Here is a 2,552-nt window from a genome sequence, read left to right as displayed (position 1 = left end):
ATGTAAGGTAAGTGTTGGAATATAGATTATTTGTGTGCTATTGGGTTCAATAAGGAAGAAACTATCAATAGGAGTTAATAGTTTTAAGGAGTTAGGTAAACTAATAGTTAGGTAGCCTGATAGATGATTTTTTGTTGTGTTTTTGAATACGGCACAACCTGCTTATGCTTATCTTGACCCTGGAACAGGCAGCATTATCATTCAATCCATCATCGGGGGGATTGCAGCTGCGGCAACCTTTGGTGCGTTATACTGGGCAAAAGTAAAAGCTTTTTTCAATCGAATTTTTCACAAAGAACCAACCGATAGCAACAGCGACACCAAGTGACAAAACCAGCCATACTCGACGGATCTTTTCGTGACCCTGCCGGGCAAGTTCATGAGATAGAAGGCCGTATATTCCGCACAGTTACCCAATACGGCGCATCTGCATTCTCGAAAGTTCATGAAACAGGCTTTTTGACAGCTTTGGTTGATGCAGAAGACCTTGTGCCTTTTGAAATTGTTCAAGATCCTAAAATAACAAAACTATTCCCCCACGCCGAATATGTTTTGGAACACAAGCGCCTAGATTATATATCTTATCCCTATGAGTGGTCTTTCAACCTTTTAAAAGAGGCTGCTTTATTGCACCTCTCTATTGCCATACAGGCCTTAGAGAAAGATATCGTTCTCACAGATGCCAGTGCCTATAACATCCAATTTATTGGTCCCAACCCCATCTTTATAGATCACCTTTCCTTTAAGCCCTACACGGACAGGGAATATTGGATTGGACATCGTCAGTTTTGTGAACAGTTCTTAAACCCCTTGCTACTAAGAGCAAAATTAGATGTCCCCCATAACGCTTGGTTTCGCGGCACTCAAGAGGGCATAACAAATGAGGATCTATCCAAGCTTCTTCGGCTCCGCCATAAATTTTCGCTTAATATTCTCAGCCATGTCGTGCTCCCGGCACGCTTTCAAGCAAAAGCAAGAACCACACAGCTATCAGATACAAAAAAGATAAGTGATCGAAAAGGGATCCCCAAAACAACTTACAAAAGCTTACTGGTTCAGCTAAAAAAATGGGTGTCAACTCTTCAGCCAAAGAATACGGACAGCAGTACATGGGGAAGTTATGCTGAAGAAAACACCTATGACGACAATGAAAATAAGCTCAAAGCGGATTTCATCACCGAATTCATTCAATCAACCAAGCCTGATCTGATCTATGATATTGGGTGTAACAGCGGTGCATTTTCAGAAGTCGCGCTCAAAGCAGGCGCGCACCAAAGCATCGGATTTGATTTTGATAAAATAGCTATTGAGAAAGCCTTCAAAAGAGCAACAGATAAATCTTTAAATTTATTGCCCCTGTATCTGGACGCTGCAAACCCCAGCCCAAATCAAGGTTGGAGGCAATCAGAGAGAGTCGGTTTTGTCGAACGCGCGAGGCCGGACGCAATTCTAGCCCTGGCTTTTGAACACCATCTTGCTATCGGAAAGAACATTCCATTGCCACAAGTCGTTAGCTGGCTTGTATCGCTTGCCCCCAATGGAATCATAGAGTTTGTGAATAAGTCAGACCCAACAGTTCAAGCCATGCTTTCAATGAGAGAGGACATCTTTTCAAACTACACGCAATCTGCTTTTGAGGGCGCATTGTCCGATTGTGCAACCATTGTAAAGACAAACGAAATTACAAAAGATGGTCGGACATTATATTGGTACAAACGAGTATAATAGTGCAGAGATTCCTTTTACTTCCTATCGGGCCAACGCTCCTTCTTGCTTGTATCCCTTATATGAGATTCTCAGGGGTCCACCCGATAGAGGAAGCTCATCGAGCAGCTTTTATAATTCTAGGCCTTACTGTTTTTCTGTTCTGGGCGACGAGTAAACTGATAAAACAAAATACCATTCCGGCAATGGTTATTGTTATTTTGTCAGCTTACGGCCTAAAGTTATTTAACGGTCCCATATATCCATCCATATTGATCGTATCGCTTTTTGTCTTTTGGCTACTCGACCGTGAAATCCCATTTAAAAAAATGGTCATTCTATCCAACATTTTGGGAATATTTCTCTTCCCAACCTTTGTGTATTCTCTTTTTAAAAACGTTTATGCCAACGACGGCGTTGTGAAAACGTCCTCTGCTTCGCTCAAAAAAATATCATTAAAGCAACAACCCTCAATTATTCACATTGTACTTGATGGGTACGGGTCTTCAGAAATTCTGAAAAATCTTTACGGACATGATAACCAAAGCTTTCGCGATGAACTAACGCGACGTGGTTTTCAAGTTTTTTCCGACGCGACGACCCCTTTTAACCAAACACTGTTCACGATGGCATCTGTTATGTCGGGCGGCTACATTGCACTATCTAATGAGACTGATGACCCGCAAAATTATCGTTACAGATTAGGCGAAACTATTACCAGTTTGCGATTTCAAATGAAGAAACGCTTTAATGCTATTGTGGCTATCATTAGAGATATTGAAAAGCATCAAACCAAACCAACAACTGCGATGTTGCAAGCATTGCTAGAGAGCAATGTAGAAGAGGAA

At 41.6% G+C, this 2,552-nt stretch carries 3 protein-coding genes; all 3 read left to right on the top strand.

What is annotated here, in order from left to right; all coding sequences use genetic code 11:
* The first annotated feature begins 136 nt into the window (after positions 1–136).
* The gene (locus Q0241_RS05635) at positions 137–328 is read left to right on the top strand and encodes a hypothetical protein (protein WP_299374414.1); all 192 of its coding nucleotides are present in this window, start codon (positions 137–139) and stop codon (positions 326–328) included.
* A complete protein-coding gene (locus tag Q0241_RS05630; RefSeq protein ID WP_299374412.1) occupies positions 325–1,725 on the top strand; it encodes a class I SAM-dependent methyltransferase in 1,401 nt (466 codons plus the stop codon). Before Q0241_RS05635 ends, Q0241_RS05630 begins: the two co-directional genes overlap by 4 nt.
* 62 nt (positions 1,726–1,787) lie before the next feature.
* On the top strand, positions 1,788–2,552 hold a 765-nt coding region (locus Q0241_RS05625), incomplete at its 3' end, for a BfmA/BtgA family mobilization protein (protein ID WP_299374410.1).

The sequence above is a fragment of the uncultured Kiloniella sp. genome, assembly GCF_937128705.1.
In the GTDB taxonomy this organism is placed as follows: Bacteria; Pseudomonadota; Alphaproteobacteria; order Kiloniellales; family Kiloniellaceae; genus Kiloniella.
The sequence above is the reverse complement of the archived record's forward strand: the minus strand, read 5'-3'. Positions and strand labels throughout refer to the sequence as shown.